Origin of the sequence: Microbacterium halimionae, from assembly GCF_011761265.1 — a bacterium.
In the GTDB taxonomy this organism is placed as follows: domain Bacteria; phylum Actinomycetota; class Actinomycetes; order Actinomycetales; family Microbacteriaceae; genus Microbacterium; species Microbacterium halimionae.
This window is the reverse complement of record NZ_JAAOZB010000002.1, coordinates 1,131,183-1,146,188: the sequence shown is the minus strand read 5'-3', so window position 1 is coordinate 1,146,188 and position 15,006 is coordinate 1,131,183. Positions and strand designations below refer to the sequence as shown.

At 61.2% G+C, this 15,006-nt stretch carries 16 protein-coding genes; 15 read left to right on the top strand and 1 reads right to left on the bottom strand.

Annotated elements, in window-relative coordinates:
- Positions 1 to 61: 61 nt before the first annotated feature.
- From ftsZ to FHS06_RS13255, 7 genes are all read left to right on the top strand, one after another.
- Positions 62 to 1,219 (top strand): cell division protein FtsZ, encoded by a 1,158-nt coding sequence (ftsZ, locus tag FHS06_RS13285; RefSeq protein ID WP_167050036.1) that lies wholly within the window; start codon positions 62 to 64, stop codon positions 1,217 to 1,219.
- A gap of 19 nt (positions 1,220 to 1,238) precedes the next feature.
- Positions 1,239 to 1,931, top strand: a complete 693-nt coding sequence (locus FHS06_RS13280; RefSeq protein WP_310734823.1) for a YggS family pyridoxal phosphate-dependent enzyme — start codon at positions 1,239 to 1,241, stop codon at positions 1,929 to 1,931.
- A 32-nt stretch (positions 1,932 to 1,963) separates the two neighbouring features.
- Positions 1,964 to 2,425, top strand: coding sequence for a cell division protein SepF (locus FHS06_RS13275; protein ID WP_167050034.1), 462 nt, complete (start codon positions 1,964 to 1,966; stop codon positions 2,423 to 2,425).
- Between the two features lie 9 nt (positions 2,426 to 2,434).
- Positions 2,435 to 2,737, top strand: a complete 303-nt coding sequence (locus FHS06_RS13270) for a YggT family protein (protein ID WP_167050032.1) — start codon at positions 2,435 to 2,437, stop codon at positions 2,735 to 2,737.
- An 89-nt stretch (positions 2,738 to 2,826) separates the two neighbouring features.
- Positions 2,827 to 3,426: a DivIVA domain-containing protein gene (locus tag FHS06_RS13265; RefSeq protein WP_167050030.1), complete on the top strand. Its 600-nt coding sequence runs from the start codon at positions 2,827 to 2,829 to the stop codon at positions 3,424 to 3,426.
- 9 nt (positions 3,427 to 3,435) lie between these two features.
- Positions 3,436 to 4,002, top strand: coding sequence for a signal peptidase II (gene lspA / locus FHS06_RS13260; protein WP_167050028.1), 567 nt, complete (start codon positions 3,436 to 3,438; stop codon positions 4,000 to 4,002).
- 1 nt (position 4,003) lies between these two features.
- Entirely contained in the window at positions 4,004 to 4,924 is a 921-nt protein-coding gene (locus tag FHS06_RS13255) for an RluA family pseudouridine synthase (protein WP_167050026.1), read from the top strand.
- Between the two features lies 1 nt (position 4,925).
- Here FHS06_RS13255 and FHS06_RS13250 read toward each other — a convergent pair whose 3' ends face one another.
- Positions 4,926 to 5,399: an NUDIX hydrolase gene (locus tag FHS06_RS13250; RefSeq protein WP_167050024.1), complete on the bottom strand. Its 474-nt coding sequence runs from the start codon at positions 5,397 to 5,399 to the stop codon at positions 4,926 to 4,928.
- A gap of 156 nt (positions 5,400 to 5,555) precedes the next feature.
- Between FHS06_RS13250 and FHS06_RS13245 the strand changes: the two genes are divergently transcribed.
- The 8 genes from FHS06_RS13245 (at position 5,556) to FHS06_RS13210 (ending at position 15,003) form a co-directional block, all read left to right on the top strand.
- The gene (locus FHS06_RS13245) at positions 5,556 to 6,344 is read left to right on the top strand and encodes an SDR family NAD(P)-dependent oxidoreductase (RefSeq protein ID WP_167050022.1); all 789 of its coding nucleotides are present in this window, start codon (positions 5,556 to 5,558) and stop codon (positions 6,342 to 6,344) included.
- The gene (locus tag FHS06_RS13240; protein ID WP_208388174.1) at positions 6,344 to 6,961 is read left to right on the top strand and encodes a TetR/AcrR family transcriptional regulator; all 618 of its coding nucleotides are present in this window, start codon (positions 6,344 to 6,346) and stop codon (positions 6,959 to 6,961) included. Before FHS06_RS13245 ends, FHS06_RS13240 begins: the two co-directional genes overlap by 1 nt.
- Positions 6,951 to 7,724 (top strand): hypothetical protein, encoded by a 774-nt coding sequence (locus tag FHS06_RS13235; RefSeq protein ID WP_167050020.1) that lies wholly within the window; start codon positions 6,951 to 6,953, stop codon positions 7,722 to 7,724. Before FHS06_RS13240 ends, FHS06_RS13235 begins: the two co-directional genes overlap by 11 nt.
- Before the next feature lie 6 nt (positions 7,725 to 7,730).
- Positions 7,731 to 9,014 (top strand): aminotransferase class III-fold pyridoxal phosphate-dependent enzyme, encoded by a 1,284-nt coding sequence (locus tag FHS06_RS13230; RefSeq protein ID WP_167050018.1) that lies wholly within the window; start codon positions 7,731 to 7,733, stop codon positions 9,012 to 9,014.
- A 1-nt stretch (position 9,015) separates the two neighbouring features.
- On the top strand, positions 9,016 to 10,194 hold the full coding sequence (locus FHS06_RS13225) for an MFS transporter (RefSeq protein ID WP_167050017.1): 1,179 nt from the start codon (positions 9,016 to 9,018) through the stop codon (positions 10,192 to 10,194).
- A gap of 128 nt (positions 10,195 to 10,322) precedes the next feature.
- A complete protein-coding gene (locus FHS06_RS13220; RefSeq protein WP_167050015.1) occupies positions 10,323 to 12,389 on the top strand; it encodes an amidohydrolase family protein in 2,067 nt (688 codons plus the stop codon).
- The gene (locus FHS06_RS13215) at positions 12,377 to 13,627 is read left to right on the top strand and encodes an MFS transporter (protein ID WP_167050013.1); all 1,251 of its coding nucleotides are present in this window, start codon (positions 12,377 to 12,379) and stop codon (positions 13,625 to 13,627) included. The genes FHS06_RS13220 and FHS06_RS13215 overlap by 13 nt, the downstream gene beginning before the upstream one ends.
- On the top strand, positions 13,624 to 15,003 hold the full coding sequence (locus tag FHS06_RS13210) for a GH1 family beta-glucosidase (protein WP_167050011.1): 1,380 nt from the start codon (positions 13,624 to 13,626) through the stop codon (positions 15,001 to 15,003). Before FHS06_RS13215 ends, FHS06_RS13210 begins: the two co-directional genes overlap by 4 nt.
- Positions 15,004 to 15,006 lie beyond the last annotated feature (3 nt).

The window sequence follows — 15,006 nt, the reverse complement described above, 5'->3', positions numbered from 1 at the left end:
CTTTAAGCCTCAACGAGAGGTTGAAGGTTAGAGACAAGTTCGGGACGAGACGGAGGCCGGCATGAGCCAGAATCAGAACTACCTCGCGGTAATCAAGGTTGTCGGCGTGGGTGGTGGCGGCGTAAATGCTGTCAACCGCATGATCGAACTTGGGCTGCGGGGTGTCGAGTTCATCGCTGTGAACACCGACGCTCAGGCGCTCCTCATGAGCGATGCCGACGTCAAGCTCGATGTTGGGCGTGAGCTCACCCGCGGACTCGGTGCCGGGGCTGATCCTGAGGTCGGACGTCGCGCCGCCGAAGATCACGCCGAAGAGATTGAAGAGGCGCTTTCTGGTGCTGACATGGTGTTCGTCACCGCTGGCGAAGGTGGCGGAACCGGAACCGGTGGCGCACCCGTTGTTGCGCGCATCGCTAAGTCGATCGGCGCTCTCACCATTGGTGTTGTTACCCGTCCCTTCTCCTTCGAAGGCCGTCGTAGGCAGAGCCAAGCCGACGAGGGCGTGGCGAAGCTCAAAGAAGAGGTCGACACTCTCATCGTCGTTCCGAATGACCGTCTACTGGAAATCAGTGACCGCGGAATCTCGATGATCGAGGCGTTTGCCACAGCAGACCAGGTGCTTCTTGCCGGTGTGCAGGGCATCACCGATCTGATCACGACGCCCGGGCTCATAAACCTCGACTTTGCCGATGTGAAGTCGGTCATGCAGGGTGCCGGTTCGGCGCTCATGGGCATTGGCTCGGCGCGCGGCGCTGACCGCGCCATCAAGGCGGCTGAACTTGCGGTTGAGTCCCCGCTGCTCGAAGCATCGATTGAAGGTGCGCATGGCGTGCTTCTGTCGATCCAGGGCGGTTCCAATCTTGGAATTTTCGAGATCAATGATGCGGCACAGCTCGTGAAAGAAGCAGCTCACCCCGAGGCGAACATCATCTTCGGAACAGTCATCGATGACACACTCGGCGATGAAGTGCGCGTCACTGTCATCGCGGCTGGATTCGACGGTGGCGAGCCTCAGCTGCGAATCGAGCCTGTAACGGCGTCACGTGCACCGGCTGTGCCAGCAGCGCCCGCGGTACCCGCCTCCGAAGCTGCGAACGAGCGGGACGACAGTGAAGACCGCTCGCCGGTCGTTCCGGTGACAGCGGGCGTTTCTGAAGCGTCGTCGTACGATTCGGCGTTCTCAGAAGACGACCTCGACATCCCCGACTTCCTCAAGTAGTCGTTCGGTTGTTCAGGCCGTGACGATTCCTGCAAACGCGCTGCTCGAGCGTCTTCGTGCGATCGATGAGCGCATTGCCGATGCCGCTCGTGCCTCAGGTCGCGAGCTCTCGGACATCACGCGTATCGTCGTGACGAAATTTCACCCGCCGGAGTTGATACGTGAGCTCTACCGTCTCGGCGTCCGTGATGTCGGAGAGAACCGACAGCAGGAATACAGCGCAAAAACTGAAGCGCTTGCGGACCTCGTCGACCTGAACTGGCATTTCATTGGACAGATTCAATCCAAAAAAGCCAAGGCTGTGCGCGCGAGCGCAACGCTCGTGCATTCGGTTGACCGCGAGCGGGTCGCCGATGCGCTGGACCGGGCCGAAGGCGATAGCCCGCTCGATGTGCTTGTCCAGATCAATTTGACCGATGACCTCGGTCGAGGTGGCGTCGCTCCGGACGACATAGAAGCACTTGCGACGCACATCGCCGGTCTTTCTCGCCTGCAACTTCGGGGAGTGATGGCTGTGGCACCGCTCGATGAGCCGCCAGCATCCGCCTTCGCTCGCCTCCATGAATATCGTGCACGCGTGCAACGCGTCGTTCCAGGAGCGACCTGGATGTCAGCGGGCATGACAACAGATTTCGCTGAGGCGATCGCTGCGGGTGCGACACACCTGCGCATCGGCTCGGCAATCACGGGTCCAAGGCCCGTGCACGGTTAGCCTCGAAAGAGACGAGCAAAACGGAGGATCCGATGTCGAACCCGCTCAAGAAAACCATGGTGTACCTGGGCCTCGCAGACGAGGAAGAGGTCTACGAAGAGACCACCGCGCAGCAGCCTACGAGCCGCAAAATGCAAGCGGTGGAGAAGACGGATGCACCCGTGACCCCCATTCATCGACCCGCCGTCGTGCGTCAGCCTGCCGTGGGCACAGTGAGTGAAATTCTCACTGTGCACCCCAAGCAGTATCGCGATGCTCAGATCATTGCGGAGAACTTCCGTGACGGAGTGCCCGTGATCATCAATCTTTCGCAAATGAGCGATGCAGACGCTCGCCGCCTGATCGACTTCGCGAGCGGCCTGTCATTGGGTCTCTACGGTCGTATCGAACGCGTGACGAGCAAAGTCTTCTTGCTCTCTCCCGAGAACGTCGCGGTCTCCGGCGATGGCGCGGTCGCTCAGGCCGACGCCGAGTCGGCGCCCTTTGCGCAGTAGTCGCTGATCGTGGAGGTGTTTCGCCTCGTTGCGTCCATCGCCAACGTTCTTCTCCTGCTGTACGTGTTCACGCTTTTCGGGCGATTGATACTGGAATACATTCCTATTTTCAATCGCGAATGGCGACCCAAGGGCGCAAGCCTGGTTGCCGCCGAGATCGTCTACACCCTCACGGATCCGCCCATTAAGCTTTTTCGTCGATTCATTCCGCCACTGCGTGTCGGAATGGTATCCATCGATTTTGCCTTCGCGCTCACGATGCTCGTCTGCTTCGTTTTGCTGAGCGTGACCCGCACTCTCGCGGCCGCCTAGCGGACGCGACTATGCTTTCTTGAAGTGTTCCAATTGGGCACTTCCCCCTGACCTCGGCCAGCCGCCAGAGCCCCGAAAGAGGAACCACAATGGCATTGACTCCGGATGACGTCGTCACCAAGCAGTTTCAGCACGTCCGGTTTAAGGAAGGTTTTGACCCGGATGAGGTCGATGACTTCCTTGACGAAATCGTTGTTGAGTGGCGAAAGACGATCGCTGAGAACGATGAGCTGAAAGAAAAACTCGCAGCTCTCGAGTCCGGTGAATCGGCCGCTCCCGCGGTAGCTCCTGAAGCGGAGAAGCCTGCTGTCGAGACTCCCGTTGAGAAGCCCGCGCCGGCCGCTACTGAAGCTCCGCAGCCAGCAGCGCAGAGCGCAGGAATCATCGAGCTTGCCCAGCGCCTGCACGACGAGCACGTCGCCGAAGGCAAGGCAACTCGCGACCAGCTCGTTGCAGACGCCAAGTCTCAGGCAGCGACGATTGTCGCTGACGCTGAAGCCACGGGTCGCGATGAGATGGCGCGCCTTGAGAAAGAGCGCTCCGCGCTTGAAAACCGCATCTCGGAGCTGCGCCAGTTTGAGCGTGATTACCGTTCGGAGCTTCGCGGCTACATCGAAGGTAAGTTGCGCGACCTTGAGACCACAGCCACCAACTCGGGCAACACGCCTGTGTCGGCTATTGGTCTCTAAGAAGGCCTGTTGACAGGCCGAGCGCCTCTTCGTTCGGCAGCGGCCGGCACTATCCTTGCGATTCTCGCGAGTGTGGTGCTGGCCGCTGACCAGTTGACGAAGCTACTGGCGATCACGAATCTTCCCGCCGAAGAGCCGGTTCCGGTTATCGGCGATTTTTTGATCTTTTACCTCATCCGCAATCCCGGCGCTGCATTTTCGCTCGGCGAGGGTGTGACTTGGATTTTCACGATCGCGCTAGCGCTCGTCGCCCTCGCGGTGATTTATCTCTTTGTATCTCGGCGGGTTCGTTCACGCGCGTGGGCCATTGTGCTCGGTTTGCTCCTCGGCGGTGTGCTCGGAAATCTCACCGATCGTCTTTTTCGGGAACCCGGTTTTCCCGTGGGGCACGTCGTCGATTTCATCTCAACACCCTGGATGATGCCCGCGATTTACAACGTCGCGGACATGTTCATCGTTACGACCATGATTGCTGTGGCTGTGCTGGTGCTTATTGGCCTGGGTCTCGACGGCACACGTGAGCGTCGCAGTACACCGTCAGAGGGCGAAGACGCTTCCGCGGTGCACGAGGACTGACGTGGAACTGAGAAGCCTGCCTGTCCCGGACGGCCTTGAGGGTGTGCGCGTGGATGCCGCACTCGCCAAGATGCTCGGGTTTTCTCGCACCTTCGCAGCCGAAGTCGCCGACGCGGGCGGCGTGCTCGCGGACAATCGCCCACTATCGAAGTCAGATCGACTTCGCGGTGGGAGCTGGCTAGAGGTGTCATGGGAGCCCAAACGCGCGGCAGAGATCGTGCCGCTCGCGGTACCGGATCTCGGCATCATTTGGGATGACGATGACCTCGTAGTGATCGACAAGCCTGTCGGAGTCGCCGCTCACCCCTCCGTCGGTTGGGAGGGGCCGACCGTGCTTGGCGCCCTCGCGGCCGCAGGATTTCGTATTGCGACGACCGGTCCGGCCGAGCGTCAAGGGATCGTGCATCGCCTGGATGCTGGAACGAGCGGCCTCATGGTGGTGGCTAAGAGCGAACAGGGATACACGGCTTTGAAGCGCGCGTTCAAAGAGCGTGATGTAGACAAGATTTATCACACCGTCGTTCAGGGGCACCCTGACCCGCTAGCGGGAACTATCGACGCTCCAATCGGACGGCATCCATCTCATTCGTGGAAGTTCGCTGTCGTTCCCGATGGCAAGGATTCGGTTACCCACTACGAGACCCTTGAGGCATTTCGCGGTGCATCGCTGCTCGAGGTTCATCTTGAGACGGGGCGTACGCACCAAATTCGTGTGCACATGGCGGCCCATCGGCATCCGTGCGTGGGCGACCCCCTGTACGGCGCTGACCCGACGATGTCCGCGCGGCTTGGGCTCAGTCGGCAGTGGCTTCACGCGCGCCAACTCAGCTTCACCCACCCCGGCACCGGCGAATGGGTGACGTTCAATTCGGAATACCCCACGGATCTAGCTCACGCGCTCCACATGCTTCGTGGTGAATGAACTAAACGCTGTTTTCGAATCGAGTTGTGCCCCGAAAATCGACAGCTGAAGCAATTCGCTGCTGCATGTCATGGCCGATTCCGCCGAGTTCGTCTAGCCGGTACCAGCCGACGGAAGTCATCTCGCCATCTGCTGGATACGGTTCGCCATCGAGCCATGTGCACCGGAACGTGAGATCTAGATAGTCGGTTTGATCGCCGTTGTCGTAGGTGACCCTGGGGATCTGATGTACCCACGTCAGGCTATCGACCCTGATTCTGACACCGGCCTCTTCGAGCGCCTCACGAGCGGCAGCTACCGCTGGTTCTTCACCAGGGTCGATGATTCCCGTGATGGGCGTCAGCGCACCGTTGTCGCTCCGGCGTCCGAGAAGTACTGACTCGTCGCGAATGATCACCGCGGTAACTCCCGACAACGAGAGTGGTCGATTTCCGACGAAACGGCGTAGTTCAAGAATGAATTCCGGGGTTGCCATCTTGCCACCGTAGTGCGGCACACACCCTCCGCGCTGTGCGCGAATGTGTCAGCAGCGCTAAGCGTTGTTTCTCCGACGTTAATAGTCAGCCAAACCTGCCAGATCTGCGATGGTTTGCCTCTATGTTTTTGGTCAAGTGACCAACTTGGAGAAAACATGGTTGACATTCAGCGGCGTGCTGTCGTCATTACGGGCGCAAGTTCCGGTATCGGCGAAGGATTCGCGCACGAATTCGCGCGGCGCGGCAACGACCTCGTTCTGGTGGCGCGCCGCGCAGCGGCCTTGGAAACCATCGCTCGCACTTTGCGTAATGCGCATGATGTGCACATTGACGTCATCGCTTGTGACCTTTCCGACCTGGATGCGGCCGCGAATTTGCCGACGGCGCTCCTGGAGCGGGGAGTGACAGCGTCGGGTCTGATCAACAGCGCGGGGTTTGGAACCGCGGGGGAATTTATAGCTGAAGACCCGAATCGAATCACCTCAGAGATCTTGCTCAATGTTGGTGCACTCACCCTTCTGACCCGACTTCTGCTTCCGCAGTTGGTGGCGACGCGTGGAGTGATCGTGCAGGTGTCGAGCAACGCCTCGCACCAACCGTTGCCCGGTATGGCGGTGTACGCCGCCACCAAGGCCTATGTGACGTCGTTCACTGAGGCCCTCTGGCGCGAGATGAAGGGGAGCGGAGTGAGAGTGCTTGCGCTCTGCCCGGGCCCGACCGCCACCGAATTCTTTGCCGTCGCCGGAAGCGAGACGTTCAAAGTCGGAGCGGTCGCGGAGGTGAAGAACGTTATCGACGGCGCGTTTCGGCATCTTGCTCGATCTCAGGCGGGGCCCGTTCTCACAGTGGGTAAACGAAACCAGCTTCAGGGTGTGCTTTCCCGCACCTCCCCGCGGCGCCTTCGCCTAGCAGTGGCAGCACGACTTGTTGCGGAGGCATCCTGATGCGTCGAATTCCCGCCGCGCAGCGCCGGCAGGAGCTCATTGCCGCGGCGATTCGGGTGATCGTACGCGGCGGGGTCTCTGCTCTCACCACACGGGCGGTCGCCGCCGAAGCCAACATGCCCCTCGGCACGATTCACTACATTTTCGAGTCACAGGACGATCTCATGGGTGCTGTTGTCGATGCTGTTACCGAAGAGGAACGCATCGCAGCCGAGAGCACAACCATGGAGTCAGCATCGGTCGAAGAGGCTGTCAGAGACGGGCTCGAGGCATACATCGCGGTTCTCGAAAGGGATCCCACGCGTGAACTCGCAGTCTTAGAACTCGGGCTGTTCGCGCGCCGAAACGACACAGCCGGTCGAATGCGCGCGCAATGGTCCGGCTACTACGTAACCGCAACCGAGCTGTTGGAAGCAGCGGCCGCTCGGGGCGGGGCGGAGTGGACTGTGCCGGTGTCTGATCTCGCACGTTCGCTCATCGCCGCGCTCGACGGCATCACGACAACTTTCCTCGCCGACGGCGACGGTGTCGCCGCTCGCAGCACTGCGGCATTCTTCGCATCAGCTTTTACTGCCCACACTCGCACTATCACTAAGGAGACGCCCCATGCTCACTGAAACCGACGAAAAAGTTCTCGCCGCGATCAATATGCACGCCGTCTTCGGCACGTTGCCTAGGCTCGTGGAACTCGTTCCAGCCGCAAAGTCTCTCGTCGGTGAGCTTTCAGGGCCAGTGACGCTTGATCTATCGATCGTCGGGGGCACCCACTCCCGACTGATCTTTACTCCCGAGGGCATACGGCAGGGCGGGGACGCCCTCGGTACGAGGGCACGTCTTTACTTTCGTTCTCCAAGTCATCTCAACGCTGTCGTTGCGGGAACTTCTCAGCCTCTGCCCGTGGCGGGTCCGCGCGGACTACGCTTTCTCACCGGCGTGTTCACCCCATTGACGGCTCTGCTTTCGAAGTACTTGGAGCCGAACACGGAAGACCTTGCAGCCGCGGACTTTTTTGAAGCCAGCAGCCTCCTGACTCTCAATGTCGCGGCGAACGCGATCACGATCGTGGCAAATGACGATCGCAGTGGGCGATTCAGCGCCGCGCAAATGAGCGATGGCGAACTCGATATCGAGGTGGGAAATTCGCTGCGTTATCGCATCAGTGTCGAGGCACACCGGCTCACTCTCGTAACCCCAGCTGAATCACCAGCGCGCGCCGTGTTCGGGTTCGCGGATCTCGCCACAGCGGGCGACGTGATCGCAGGGCGAGAAAGCGCGCTCGCATGTGTCTGCGATGGCCGCATTGCAATGCGCGGCTATATCCCGCTCGTAGACAACACCAACCGCATCCTTGACCGCGTCGGCCAGTACCTCGGAAAGTGAACTGAAATGACTCTCGCAACACCCACAGCCACGACCCCGTTTCGTTTCGATAAGAGTCGCGAAGCATTCGCCCGTGCAGCCCGAGTAATCCCCGCAGGCATCCCGGGGCACCTCGGTCCCGCGGAAGGACTTCACATTCCGCACGACGCATTTCCTAAGTTCTCTTCGCGGGCAGAAGGGACGCGCTTTTGGGACCTCGATGGCAACGAGTACATCGATTACATGTGCGGTTACGGACCGAACGTGCTTGGATACAACGACCCCGATGTTGCAGCCGCGGCGAACGATCAAGCGCGGCGCGAAGACGTCGTCACGTTGCCCTCCAGCATCATGATCGACTTTGCCGAGCTGCTCGTCGATACCGTCGCGAGCGCTGACTGGGCGTTCTTCGCGAAGAACGGTGGAGACACGACGACACTCGCGATCATGACGGCACGGGCGGCGACCGGTCGCAAAAAGATAGTCTTCGTCAAGGGTTATTACCACGGTGTCGCACCATGGACGCAGAAGCTTGACTACCCCGGCGTTCTCGAAGAAGACGTTGCGAACAATCTGATGGTGCCCTGGAACGACCTCGGTGCCCTACGACAGATGCTCGCTGACTACCGCGGCGAAGTTGCGGCGCTCATCGCCCAGCCCTACATGCATGGAAACTTCACCGACAACGAGCTGCCTGCTGCTGACTACTGGCAGCAGGTGCGGCGTCTATGCACCGAGCATGGAGTCGTGCTGATCGTCGATGATGTTCGAGCAGGATTCCGGCTGGACCTTGCAGGCAGCGATCACTATTTCGGATTTGAAGCCGATCTGATTTGCTTTTGTAAGGCACTCGCGAACGGGTACAACGTCTCTGCTCTGTGCGGCAAAGATGCACTGAAAGAAGCCGTCAGTAGCATCACCTACACCGGTAGTTACTGGATGAGTGCGGTTCCATTCGCTGCGGGAATCGCCACAATCACGAAGCTTGTCGAGCTCGACGCTCCGGCGCTGTTCGACAGGCTTGGTCGTCGGTTGACGGATGGTCTCGTTTCTGCGGCAGCCGATCACGGACTCTCGATGATCGCATCGGGCGCGCCAGCACTTTTCTATCTTCGACTCGATGATCCGACCGGCTCATTGATGCTGCACCAGGAGTGGGTAGCCGAGTGCGTACAGCGCGGTGTTTTCGTGACTTCACATCACAACCACTTCATCAACGCGGCCCTCACCGAAGCAGACGTCGACCGCACGATCGAGATCGCCGACGAATCCTTCGCGATCGTCGCGGCGCGCCACGGGTTGGGATTCTGACATGACGACACAGCAGAAGAGCTCGCAGTCGGCGGCATTACGACGCACCGCTATTGCGGTGGCCGGTGCGTACGGCGCACAGGGCCTCGGGTACGCCGTGGTCGTGACCGCTGTTCCTTCCTTTCAAGCACGGCACGATCTGAGCGAGACAGCTGTGTCGATCGTTCTGCTCGGGGTATGCGTTGCCGCCGCAATCGGGTCGGTGATCGCCGATGTGCTCGCGATCTGGCGCAATAGCCGTTTGGGCGTCGTCGTGGGATTCCTACTGGAGGCTGCGGGCCTCGTGCTTGCCGCTCTTTCACCGGATGCCGTCGTTTTCATCGTGGCGATTGCCATCTACGGAGTGGGGCTCGGCGTGATCGACGCTGCATCCAATATGCAGGGCGTGCTCGTGCAGAGGCACTGGGGAGGGTCCATTCTGGGTCGCTTCTTCGCGGTGTACACGGTGGGTGCGATCGTCGGGGCTCTCGTGATGAGTGCGGGACTTCAGTGGGGCGCCGGCGCCGTGTCAGCACTTCTCGCTGCGGCTCTTCTTCAAGTCATCTACGTCATGCTCAGTGCACGCACTCTCGACGCCGAGCGCGCCGCGCGCGAGGCGGGGGCACGCAGGGGTGCGCTACCGCGCGCCTCGATTGTGGTCGTCGGTCTCGTGGTCCTCGCAGCGTTCACCGTCGACTCCGGTATCAGTACCTGGAGCAGCGTGCATCTGGTGGGTATCGGAGCGGCTCTCGCGTTCGCGCCTTTGGGTTACGCCGTGTATCAGGGAGGCGTACTCGCGGCGCGGCTCGCGACGGATCCGCTCGTGCGCGGCGCCGGTATGCGGCGCGTCATGCTGATGTGTGTCATCGCGGGCGTCTTGGGATGCCTTGTGGTGGGATTCGTCCCCCTCTTCGGCTTCGCTCTGGCGGGTTTCTTGTTCGCCGGGCTCTGTGTGGGTGCTCTGGTGCCCATAGCTTTTGGCTTGGCCGGTCGCATCGACCCCGCTCGCAGCGACGAGATCGTGGCCCGCGTCAATCTCTTCAACTACGGCGGGGCGCTGATCGGTGCTGTAGGGATCGGACTGCTCCTGGATATCGGCGGATCAGCCCTCGCGTTCGCCATCCCAGCCGCAGCACTTCTGCTTGTGATTCCCGCGCTCCGCTCGAAAATCTCTCAGCGAACCAACACACCCCACACCTAAACCCGTCAATCGATCACGACCACATCCGCAGCACTCGCACCACCCGCAGTTCATCTACCATCCGCAGTCCGAGTTCCACCCGTAGTCCGTGTCCCACCTCAACGTGCCCCACCGACCAGGAGTGATCCATGAAGACTCGACCCACCCGTGCCTCCCTCAGGAATGTTGCCGTCGCGGGAATAGTTCTCGTCGTCGCAGCCGGTGCGCTTACCGCGCCGGCTGCGGCATCGGAATCCACACCCGTGACCGATTTAGATGGCTCGTGCATGCTGCTACGCGTGATTGCAGACGGCACGACCGCGGGGCAAAACAACTACATCGAAAAGGCATCTGTCGGGTACGGAACTCGAGCTGATGCCGCCTCCGCGGAACCCATTGCATTTGATGCGACGGGGCTCGGTACTTACCAGCTCACCGATTCGGGCGGCAGCGATCTCTATGAGAGCGTTTTAGGCTACGTGTGGGCGGGCGATGGCTATGGACCCGAAGCCGATTGGACGATCACAGGGACCGAAGGCGCATACCGCATCACAGCGACGACGAGCGGCACTGGTATCGGTAGTCGCTCCGGCAAGCTCACGGTTGCCGCCGGGAGCTTCACGTTCGAGCCTGCTACAGGTTGCTCTTTCCCGCCCGCCGCGACGACGGGGCTGATCACTCCCGCGACCGAGCCGGCCGTCAACGCCGACGGCACCCTCAACGGCTATATCGATGCGCATGCGCACCCGGCGGGTAGCGCCGCTTTCGGTGGTGAATTCGTGTGTGGGAGCCCCTTTGCTCCCGGTGGGATAGAGGTTGCGCTCGGTGGCTGCACTTCCCATACGATCGGTGCCGGTGCGCTCTTCGAGGCAGTCATCGGCGGGTCGGACCCATTCGCGGGCGATGAAGGGTGGCCAGGCTTCAGCGACTGGCCGAGCAGCGAAGCCATGCTTCACGAGCAGGCCTACTACAAAGGTGTCGAGCGTGCGTGGCAAGGCGGGATGCGTGTGCTTAATGCACTCCTCGTAGGAAACCGGGTCATTTGCGAGCTGTACCCAGAGCGAGTGACCAGTTGCGACGAAGGCGAGCAAATCCTCGCCCAGGCTCAGCTTTTGAACGACATGCAGGACTACATCGACGCGCAAAGTGGTGGTCCGGGCGAGGGGTGGTTCCAGATTGCGACCACCCCCGTGGAAGTGCGTGAGATCGCCGATGAGGGAAAGCTCGCCGTCGTGCTCGGCGCTGAGACATCTGAGCTTTTCGGGTGCCGCGTGATCGATGGCGTCGCGCAGTGTGACGAGGAAGACATCGACACTGGCCTCGACGAGATGTCCGCGCTGGGAGTGAGCGGGCTCTACCCGATCCACAAATTCGACAATGCGTTCGGTGGCACCCGGTTCGATGCCGGAGTCACTGGGGCAGCCATCAATGTGGGAAACCTCATCAGCACTGGTTCTTGGTGGCAGGCAGAGTCGTGTGCGGGCCCATCGGACAATGAACAACCGATTTCCAACGACGCGATCGCCGATCTGCTCTCGGCCGGTGTCAACGTGCCCGCGGGTACAACTCTCCCGGTCTACCCCGAAGGTCCGATTTGCAACGTGCAGGAACTCACAGCTCTTGGGGAGTACCTCGTCGAAGGCATGATGGATCGCGGCATGATCATCCACATCGATCACATGGGTGTGCGCACTGCGCAGGCCGTGCTCGATATCACGGAGGATGCTGACTACTCCGGTGTTGCCTCGGTGCACAGCTGGTCGGATCCCACCATCACTGGTCGAATCGCCCAAAGCGGTGGGTTCGTCGCCGGCTACGCGTACTCCGCCGCGGATGCAGGCAACGGCGAACCGGACTTCTTGACCCAATGGCGGGAGAACTCGGCCGCCGCCGCGGGCACGATGAATGCCTACGGCGTCGGTTCAGATGTGAATGGTCTGGCTGTGCAGCCGGGAGCTCGTCTCGATGCCGACACCGTCCCGCTCCAGTATCCGTTCACGACTCCCAACGGTGCGGTCTTTGAGCGCCAAGTCTTCGGGGATCGCACGTGGGATTTGAATACTGACGGTGTGTCTCAGTACGGGATGTATGCGGACTGGTTCGCTGACGTCATTGCCTACGCGGGTAGCGACAGTGCACTGCTCGAACAGCAAATGATGGGCGGTGCTGAGAGCTACGTGCAGATGTGGGAGGAGGCCCTCTCATGGACCGAGTGACGAACGGTAAGCCCTCCACCGAGGTGATCGGCCCGGGACCATCCAACGCATGGGTGTTCGCACTAATCCTCGCTATGGTCGGCATCGCGATCGGCTGGTACGGGCCCATTCAGGTTCTGCTTCCGGCACAAGCACAAGCAATCGCTCCCGCGGGGCGAGAAGCATTGCTGGCGGTTGTGACCGGCTCCGGTGCTGCGGCATCGATGATCGCCAACCCGCTTTGGGGTGTGCTTTCTGACCGGCTCCGCCTGCGACGAGGTTCGCGCACCCCGGTGATCATCATCGGACTTGTCGTGGCGGTGGTGGGGCTCGTCATCTTGTCGGCGGCGCAAACGCCCGCCCCGATGGTGATCGGGTGGGTCATCGCGCAAGCAGGACTTAATGGGCCTTTCGCTGTGCTCGCCGCGCTGATCGCTGATCGGGTGCCGGAAGAGCGGCGAGGGGTCGTCGGCTCGCTGTTCGGTGTCGCGCAACTCGCAGGTACGGTCGCGGGAACCCTGATCGCGGTCGCGCTGGGGGAGGGGGCGTGGGGATATGCGGCGATCGCGATCGCAGTACCGCTTCTTGCGGTACCGCTTCTCGCCTTCCCAGAGCGCTCCGCCCCAGCAGTCGTTCAGGTGGAATCGGCCCCGCGCCAACGGCTGCGAGACATCGGTATCCCTCGCCCGTTCGTCGCTGCGTTCGTGCTGCGATTCCTCATGAACCTTGTGAGCGCGCTGGGGCTGCTCTACCTGTATTACTTCCTGTCTGCCCGCACCGGCGTCGACGACGTCGGTGAGTGGGTGCTCATCCTGACGCTCATCTACGTCGTCATCGCCGGTGTCGTCGCGGTGGTCGGTGGCATGATCGCCGACCGGTTGCGTGCACGTCGTGCGGTCGCCGCTGTTGCGGCGGTCATCCTGGCAGTGGGTGCCCTCGTGTTTGTCTTCGCTGGTTCGGCACCGGCGATCGTTGCCGCAGTCGCCGCATTCGGTGCCGGATACGGCTTGTACCTCTCGATCGACATCGCCATCGTGACGGATGCTTTGCCCGACCCGCACACACGAGCCACCTTCCTCGGTGTCGCCAACATCGCGAGCACGGCTCCGCAAGTGCTCGCCCCCGTGGTCGCCGCTCCGATCGTGCTGAGCGCCGGAGGATACCCGGCGCTGTACGCGGCGACAGCCGTCATCGCTCTGCTGTCTCTTGCCGTGTTGCCCTTCGTGGGAACTCCTGCCGCTGTGAAAGGAAAATCATGACTTACCCAGCTCCACCCACGCTGCCCGCCGGATTTCGTCTGGGGGTGGCAACAGCGGCGTACCAGATCGAGGGGGCGACCAACGCGGATGGTCGTGGTTCGAGCATTTGGGATACGTTCGCGCAACGACCGGGTGTGATCAAGAACGGTGACACGGCCGATATCGCGATCGATCATTATCACCGGCTGGACGAAGACCTCGACCACATCGCTGCGCTCGGGGTGAGCGACTACCGTTTTTCTCTCGCGTGGCCGCGGATCGTTCCCGGTGGGCTGGGCGAGCGTAACTCAGCAGGGCTTGCCTTCTACGACCGAATGGTGGATGGGCTGCTCGAGCGCGGCATCCGGCCCGTTCCGACGCTCTATCACTGGGATCTGCCGCAGCCGTTGCAGGATGCTGGTGGCTGGATGTCACGCGAGACAGCATATGCGTTTGCTGAATATGCGGATGTTGCGGTGACCCACCTGGGGGACCGGGTGAAGGACTGGTCGACAATGAATGAGATGAGCGTGCATACGCTCTACGGGTATGCACTGACCGATCACGCTCCGGCCCTGGGACTGGGGTTGGGTGCGCTGCCAGCCGCACATCATCTGCTGCTTGGGCACGGCCTCGCCGTGCAGGTGTTACGCGCCGGTGGAGCTGAACGGGTCGGCGTCGTCAATCAGCATTTCCCGGTAGAGCCCGCGTCCGATGCCCCAAGCGACATCGAAGCGGCGATGATGTTCTCCGCCCTGACGAACTGGACCTTCTCTGATCCGATTCTGCGTGGTGAATACCCGTCTGAGCAGATCCGTGCGGCACTGCCCGTCTCGGACGTGCAACTGGCGGAGGACCTCGCGCTGATCAGTGCTCCACTGGATTTCTACGGTGTGAACTATTACGAGCCCACGAGGATTGAGGCGCCGAAGGCGGGCAAGGACTACAACGGAATTCTGGAGGTAGACATCCCCGAAGGATTGCCGTTCTCACCGGTTTCGTACGGCGCGGATGATCACACGGATTTTGGCTGGTCTATTGTGCCTGAGGCACTCACAGCGATTCTTCTGGAGCTGCACGCGCGCTACCCGAGTCTGCCTCCGGTCGTCATCACCGAGAATGGGGCGTCATTCCATGACGTCGTGGATGCCGACGGTGCGGTCCACGATGCACGCCGGATTGCGTTCGTGAACGCGCATCTGATAGCCGTGGCCGCCGCGGTTGAGGCGGGTGTAGATGTGAGGGGCTACTACTGCTGGTCGGCGTTCGACAACTTCGAGTGGGCAGCCGGGTACACGGAGCGCTTCGGCCTCGTTCATGTCGACTACGACACGCTTGTGCGTACCCGAAAAGACTCGTGGTTCTGGTACCGGGACGTGGTGGCGAGTCTGCTGTGAGTC